A 7454-nucleotide genomic window follows, 5' to 3' on the forward strand; every position below is an offset into this window, starting at 1 on the left:
AGGAAGAATATGAAAAAGATAAAGCTGGAGCAGAAAGGAGGAAGAGCATACTGGGGGAAGTGAGAATAGAAGCGGAAAAAGTGCTATTTGGAGTACCATTGAAAAGCGAGAAATACAAGATAATGGGTGTAGCAGATGCAATATACTGGAAAAATGGGAAAATGCACATACTAGAAATAAAGTATGGAGATGTGAAGAAGCCATACCCAGACCACATACTCCAAACAACAACATACGCAATAATGGCAGAAGAAACACTAAAACAAACAGCATACAAAATAGTATTATACTATAAGCAATCAAAACTATGGCATGAAAGAACACTAACAAAACAACTGAAAAACTATGCAATAAAAATCATACAGAAAACACATGAAATAATAGATGGGAAAATAATACCACAAACGAAATGGACAAACAAATGCAAAACATGCTGGTATAATAGGATATGTCACCAAAGTTGAAGAATGTAAATGTCAGCTTAGATAATAGTTATGGAATTCCATTAGAACTTTATGGAATTCCGATAGTTCACTTCCACCCCTCAATCTATATGCTGAGAGATAATCAACAGTTAAAAGTGCTGTGAGGAAAATTAAAGATATCTTCTTAAATGTGGAGCAACTCACGAAACTATCCCATATGCTCTTGTATCTACTCCCCTTCAAACTAGCATACGTAATATCTTCAACAAACATCTTCACGCTCCTGTAACCTTTAATCTTTTCAATTAAGGTATCAAAAACATTATCCAACGCTTCTAACTCCCGTTTACCCTTTAAAAACTTAATCAATAAACTCCTCAACTCATCCAGTTTCAAGTCCTCTAAAGTAATATCGTATTTCAACCTTACTTTTCCACGTTGCTCTGGATTCATGGCATGATGATGGAATAATATTGAAAAACTACATGCTGAAAGTATATTGTCATCCGCATCGGATTTTACAAACTTATTTGAAAATTCTTCAAAAATGTGGAAGGAGAGGAATTCATGTCCTTTAAACGATAAGTACTTCACACTGCGTTCAGCATCATACTCATAATTCTTCTGATAAAATACTTTCCCAACATCATGAAATACTATCATCAACCTTATAGCGTCGCTTGGTTTTATACTCCATTCAAAAGGCATCTTCATCAAGTACCTGTAAATCCTCGAATTATTGAAATTGGACATTATCTTCATACACTCATCTACATGATCAACCAACTTTTCCCTTACGGAAAATTCTGGACCTTCTTCATAATAGCTGTAAATGACATCTTTACTCATATTCTATCATTAACCCCCTTTCACCATCATAATCTGCGTCCAGAATGAAAGCAGAGATACCTTCTTTGCTCATTATTCGTAGGAGATTTTCAATCCCCCTTACTGGATTTCTCAACTCCTTAACAATGTTTTCATCCAGTGGCTTAATACGAGTCATTGGACGCTCATGTTCACCTTCACGTGATTTGCAAATACAACTTTTTATAAGTGATTTCTCAAGCAGTTTTGTGAAAGTATTAAAGGATATTGGGATTACCAGTTTCTGTAAATTCTCTAAATCATAATTTCCCCCTTCCGATATTAATGATTTTGGGATTATGGGTATTAGCATAGAGTCTCTAACAAAACTCCCATCCAACCTCATTAATTGTTTTAATGCTGAATATGACATAGCCTCCAGATCCAAACTAATTTTTAATAATGAAGTTACCTCTCTACTTTTAACTTTAAAATCACCTTCATGATATACCATATCCATTAAATCCTTATATCCAATCACATCCTTTGAAGATGGTACATGAAAGTTTATTCTCCCTTTACTCTTCACATTAAGCAAAGAATCCAAAGTTCTTTTAGTTAAATCGTAATCGTAAACCTTATACTTCTCATCATTTTCTCCACTTTTACTAAGATTATTTTGCTCATCTATTTCATACCATATTAATAAAGCCCCTTTCTTTTCCCCTTCATACCTCAAAAACCTCCCCACCCTTTGTATTAATGAATTTATTGGTGCAATTTCAGTTATCATTAAATCAGACGATATGTCAATACCAGCTTCAATGACTTGTGTGGAAACTATTATGTATCCGTCCATCTTCTTGTACTCCTTTAACCTTTCAATCTTCCTTTCCTTATCTTCCTCACAGAATTTTGCATGTAATAGTAGTTTAGGGACATCATCCATTTCAAGTGAATCATAAAATGATATAGCATCTTTCACTGTGTTGAAAATCACTATCACCCTTTTACATGAATCCCCATTCATTTTGCTTTTAATATAACTTTTAATGTAACTTCCCTTATCCTCCCCTCTTAACCCCACAATTTCAATTTCATAATTCTTATTCAACCTTTCATTCACAAATTCTTCATCAATGCATTCCTTCCCAAATCTAATGAATCTCATCCTATTCATATGTTGCCTTAATTCTCTCTCCAAGACTTTTTCGAAAGCTGTGGGTATCGTCGCTGACATCAAAACCAATTTTTGATTATTCCTGATGGATAGATGGATTAATGCTACTAGGAAGTTGAGGGATTTTATTTCATCAGCAAGTAAGTGTACTTCATCTAAAATTACGTTTGACAACGTTACGGATGCGACTGAGAAGAGGTAGTGGCCGAGGGAGCCCATGGAAGTTCCACTCCAATACTTAACAACTTTATCAAAATCTTCAGGTGAAAGTCCAAAGAGGGTGAAGGATAGAGTGTCGATAGTTGTTAAAGTTATAGGCTTTGATAGGTATCGTGAATCTGGATTATTCATGTACCTTTTACCAACAAGCATTGTACTCGCTAGCTTCTTATACTTGTCATATTGATCTTCAAGTAATGATCGTAATGGTAATGCAATTATCGATTTCAACTCCTCATTTATGCTGTATAAGGAGAGAGTTGCAGAAATTGTTGTCTTCCCATACCCTGTTGGAGCTTCAATTATAAAAACATCATATTTATCCCATGAGTTACATAACTCAGATATCACGTAATCTATGAACTTCCTCCTCTCCACAGTTTCTCCAAAAAGCTTCTCCAATACTTCATTGTAAAATGGTTGTAAATCAACCACTATACATACACTCCAATATTCTTTACAATTTTAATGTATTCACTTTCACCCTTCTCATTTTTAGTTTTCTCATGAGCATTATACAACTCCCTTATAAATTCAAACCATCCCTGAATATCGCCTAACATTACAAATCTATACATTGCATTCACAGCTGAAATCATATTTGAATAGACTGGATTATTTGGATCTGCAAGACTATTGAGTATAATGCTATTTGGTGATGAGAAAAGCCAGTGTAGGTAGTTGATAAGATCCCCTGATTTCTTATTAAAGAATTTGGAAGCTACTTTTGAAAATGGGGATTCACTCAATATGGTTAATGGGATCTGCTCATATATCTTATAGATTTGTCCTTCAAGGGTAACTTTGAAGAGCGTGAATGAGATTTTGTCTATATTTTTCTCCCTAAGCAGTTTCTGAAGCTGAACGTTTAACGCCATTTCTGTGAATAGAAGCTCGTTATGTGGATTCTTCAATATTATGTTTCTAAGAGCATTCATAGCTTCATCCTTTATTTCAAAGTAAATTTCGATTTGCTCTCTATTAGCCCCCCTCAACAATTTCATGATATCCTCTGTGGAAAACGTTAGGAAAAATGATGATCTTTGCTGTCTTTGCCAAGCTACCGTTGCAATAAATGAGGAGTACAGGCCGAGCAATAAAATTAATGTAACTTCCTTCGAAAAGTATTGTGTTAAATGTTTTGATATTAGTTTCGCTTCCGCAGACGATATTCCAATATACCTCTCCGCCTTAAATATTGCTGCTTGAATACCCTCAGATTTATCATCTAAATCCACAAGTATGTAATCCTTTTTCAACTTTGCTGAGATATTTAGTTCTCTCGTGATTGTAATCTTCTCACAAATACTTTTTAACGTGTTAAGTAGATCTGAATACGTTTTCTTACTTGCCAATCCAGTAAACCCAAATTTTTCGAAGAGTTTCTTATTAATATTGTCATTTCCAACCATTGGCACTTTAATGTTTTTAATACGTTGATCATCTAACTCAGCGTAAATCTGTGAAATGAATTTTGCATCTCCAAATTCCACACTATTCACATTAATTTTACAATCAGATTTACTCATCGTATAAAGTAACCCCTCAAATAATAGGCTACTCAGAAAAGTTCCATCCACGGGATAACTTATCTTGATCTTAACCATAACCTATGACCACCTCCCCCTTATACTCATAAGCTACAATGTTACCCCGAATTTCCAGTTTACATGTAGGTTTCTCCATAAAATCTCCAACGCTCCTCAATGGCACTTTAAATTTAATTAACTTTTTACCAAACATGTAATTCACCACTGGATTTTCCCTTTCATCATACCCTTCAACTTTAAATGGGTTTATATATTCCTCTTCCACCCACAAACCTTTAGGTCTTCCCACAATTTTCACATCGAAAGCGTCGCCTATCGGGAAACTGTAAGTGGTTTCTATAGTTGCATTTCTTATTTTATTTAACGTACTATCATCAACTTCCACAACATCCAGTACTGAAACTAAGCTCTCCTTAGACCCTAATCTATGAATTCTCCAGAAATCATTTTCAGATAACTTAAACACTTTTTCGCCAAATTTTATTTCATCACCTTTAAATACCGCGAATAATTTCATTTGGGGGGCATCATCTTCCACCGTTGATAGAAGGGTATGCCCTCTAGCTGGAGCATCAAACGATTTAAGAATATATTTTGGGTCTGGAGTTGGATACCTCACCCCTCCAGCTTCCCTTACAGCTATTATCCTACTTAAAGCTTGATACGTTATTGGAATGCAGTTCAATGGTTTTACGCCTATTGCTAATAGATTTCTGCTTAACATTGGAATTAGCTTTTTACCATCATTCTCTCCAATATTATGTTTTCTAGCTATGCTCTCAGCTATCCCCCCAAGTATCACTGTTGGAGGTGGATAATAAAAGGATGGTGAAGTTTTAGATAAACCTGCAACTCTACATTGAAAGCCCCATGTAAATTCTAAGTCCACTATGAATCCCACAGTCATCGATATCACTTTGCAGCAATTCTCTTCTTTGCTTCCGCTATAGCATTTATTACAGCTTCTTCAAAACTCCCCTTAGTTCCATCATAAACGTGAAGTGAAGTGTTATAGCTTATCTTCTCCTTCTTCTTAAATGCTTTTTCAATGTAATTTGATGTAAATGAACTTGGAACAGTCCAAACGTCATCTGACACTGCTAATACAATGGATTCCCAATCTACTACTGGTAGAAATCTCGATTTCTTAGCTCCAAACATCAATTCCAACAGGAACTTTTGTAGTGCATCAAGTGTAGCTTCTATCCTTCGCACTCTATCCCCAACTTCACTTTTCTTACCGATTACGAAGGCTGTTTTCCCAATATATTTAGTGTCTAAATCAAAGCTAAAGGTGTATGGTGCAGAAGACAACTCCACATAGTAGATCATTTGCCCCCTCTCCTCCCTTCTCCCTTTAACGAATGGTGTTCCCAGAGCATATCTCGTTTGTAATTGTGGTTCTATAACCACATTTCTAATAGCTTCACTTGCTGGTATCATATAGCCAACATAAAAATTGGAGGTCCTCTTAACATTCCTTTCACCATAAGCGAATAGGAATCCACCCACATCTTCAACTATGCACTTCTCTAAAACTACTTTTTCAAGTTCATGATCATCTGCAGGAACATCCATATTAAACGATTCCTTGAAAACAGCTTCATTGGAACTTTTTAGGAAGATCCCCTTCTCACATAATTTACAAACTGGGATCTTTGGGTTACTGTTAATTGCCGTTTCTGCAAGGACTTCTTGAAATCCATGTGCAATACTCTCACCAGAGATTGATGGGACAAAATACACTGCGTAACCACCATTCTCTCTAACGATTGCTGGAACACGTCTATGCTTAACATAATTGCCCACAGATTCAGTCATATTTAATGCTTCTACATTTATTGTAACTCTACCCCTAATAGACAGGAATATATCCCCCACCTCTATCCACCCCCCATCTTTTGAACTTTAAAACTTGCAGAATATGTAAGTGCCGTGGAAGCTATGAAAGATGTTAGTTCTCTAAGCTCCCTTCTATCCTTCACATTGCTTAATTGCTGGATACAATTTTCTATCAAATTAAAATCCATACTCTTCAACTCACTAGCAGTTTTATCATATTCGAATTGAGTTTTCCTCATCAATGAATGTAGATCTCTAAGAGCTTCCCTCAAATAGAATATTGCTAAATCCTTTGATGGTGCATATGCCAACTTATCCACATAAGTATAGCTTTCCTCTTCAGCGATAAGTACACCCAGCATCCTCCCTACTTCTCTTAAACTTTTTATGTCCATAAAACAATTCACCAAATACTTTTAGTCTACTTTTACATATATCTTTTTCTATTTTCATATACAATCCCTAATTTATGTTGATCGTTCACTTTATATTGTACTTCTACTATTATTGTTTTGGTGCATTGAATTGAAAATTTTGATTTTGAGTTTGGGGTTTGATGAGCGTTTCGCTATCCGTAGCATACTTAGAACTGGCCTATCTAGCGGTGACAAAGTTTTAATATTTACAGCAGAACCTATCGTTGATAAAGCTGAAAAAGCTCTACAAATCGTACTTGAATTCCTCAAAAAGTATTTCGAAGGAGTAGAATATGAAGTAATTTCCATTCCAACAAAAGATTTCGAACGATCAGTATCAATGATCGGTGAACGATTAATGAAGCTTAAAAGTTTAGGTTACGACGTGATTTTAAATTTAAGTGGTGGAATGAGAAGCCTGATAATAGAATTACTTGTAGCATCAACATTAGTGGGTTTAAAGGGGGTTGTGGAAGTTGAATTGGAAAATTTGGAAGGATATTTGAGCTTCACCATAGACGTCCTAAGGATAAGAGCTCCATTAAAAGAGGAGTATAAGAGCGTTTTAAATGCAATTATAGAAGCTGGAGAAATTAATTTAAGTCAACTATCAAGGAAGGTGGCGATGGCAAAAAGCACAATACACAAAATCGTTAAGAAGATGATTGAAGAGGGATTAGTGGAATATGAGAAAGTGGGGAAGGAATATCGATTAAAAGCAAGAACAATAGCAAAACTATTCACAAAAATATAAACTTCTTAAAATTTAGTTTACTGTGTAGTTAACTATAAATTGTCGATATACTTTTAGACAAAAGTCGAATTTTCCACGAATAGTTTCACCATAAGCTTCACCATCAACTGGCACAAAAATCATCAGTTTAATGCAAGTTTTGCTTATGCCATGATAACTCCTGAATTAATCATGCCAAAAACCTTAAAAACCCAAAAAGAGAAAAGAAAATATCGGAACCCAATAAAGGGAATTGAAAGATTCGTTTTCACTTGGCTCAAC

At 35.2% G+C, this 7454-nt stretch carries 8 protein-coding genes; 2 read left to right on the forward strand and 6 right to left on the reverse strand.

The genetic code is table 11. From position 1 onward, the window contains the following. The coding region (gene cas4 / locus MRT15_RS07915; RefSeq protein ID WP_304329538.1) for a CRISPR-associated protein Cas4 at positions 1-464 on the forward strand (464 nt) is incomplete at its 5' end. A 12-nt stretch (positions 465-476) separates the two neighbouring features. Here the strand turns inward: cas4 and MRT15_RS07920 are convergent. The 6 genes from MRT15_RS07920 to MRT15_RS07945 are packed head-to-tail and all read right to left on the reverse strand — an operon-like array spanning position 477 to position 6418. Continuing rightward, positions 477-1274, reverse strand: coding sequence for a hypothetical protein (locus MRT15_RS07920; protein WP_304329539.1), 798 nt, complete (start codon positions 1272-1274; stop codon positions 477-479). Further along, positions 1267-3066, reverse strand: a complete 1800-nt coding sequence (gene cas3, locus MRT15_RS07925) for a CRISPR-associated helicase Cas3' (protein ID WP_304329540.1) — start codon at positions 3064-3066, stop codon at positions 1267-1269. The genes MRT15_RS07920 and cas3 overlap by 8 nt, the downstream gene beginning before the upstream one ends. Continuing rightward, complete coding sequence (locus MRT15_RS07930; RefSeq protein ID WP_304329541.1) at positions 3066-4238, reverse strand: hypothetical protein; 1173 nt, start codon at positions 4236-4238, stop codon at positions 3066-3068. The genes cas3 and MRT15_RS07930 overlap by 1 nt, the downstream gene beginning before the upstream one ends. Next, a complete protein-coding gene (locus MRT15_RS07935) occupies positions 4231-5088 on the reverse strand; it encodes a type I-E CRISPR-associated protein Cas5/CasD (RefSeq protein ID WP_304329542.1) in 858 nt (285 codons plus the stop codon). Before MRT15_RS07935 ends, MRT15_RS07930 begins: the two co-directional genes overlap by 8 nt. A gap of 5 nt (positions 5089-5093) precedes the next feature. After that, positions 5094-6062, reverse strand: coding sequence for a type I-A CRISPR-associated protein Cas7/Csa2 (gene cas7a / locus MRT15_RS07940; RefSeq protein WP_304329543.1), 969 nt, complete (start codon positions 6060-6062; stop codon positions 5094-5096). A 2-nt stretch (positions 6063-6064) separates the two neighbouring features. Then, positions 6065-6418, reverse strand: coding sequence for a hypothetical protein (locus MRT15_RS07945; protein ID WP_304329544.1), 354 nt, complete (start codon positions 6416-6418; stop codon positions 6065-6067). 130 nt (positions 6419-6548) lie between these two features. On the opposite strand from MRT15_RS07945, the gene csa3 reads away from it, so the two are divergent. Further along, a complete protein-coding gene (gene csa3 / locus MRT15_RS07950) occupies positions 6549-7193 on the forward strand; it encodes a CRISPR-associated CARF protein Csa3 (protein ID WP_304329545.1) in 645 nt (214 codons plus the stop codon). Positions 7194-7454: the final 261 nt, after the last annotated feature.

This window comes from Candidatus Culexarchaeum yellowstonense, from assembly GCF_024707025.1.
Classification (GTDB): Archaea; Thermoproteota; Methanomethylicia; order Culexarchaeales; family Culexarchaeaceae; genus Culexarchaeum.

Coding starts and splice junctions, on each gene's coding strand:
- MRT15_RS07920 (WP_304329539.1), bottom strand. CDS start 1,274: ATGAGTAAAGATGTCATTTACAGCTATTATGAAGAAGGTCCAGAATTT.
- MRT15_RS07930 (WP_304329541.1), bottom strand. CDS start 4,238: ATGGTTAAGATCAAGATAAGTTATCCCGTGGATGGAACTTTTCTGAGT.
- MRT15_RS07935 (WP_304329542.1), bottom strand. CDS start 5,088: ATGACTGTGGGATTCATAGTGGACTTAGAATTTACATGGGGCTTTCAA.
- MRT15_RS07945 (WP_304329544.1), bottom strand. CDS start 6,418: ATGGACATAAAAAGTTTAAGAGAAGTAGGGAGGATGCTGGGTGTACTT.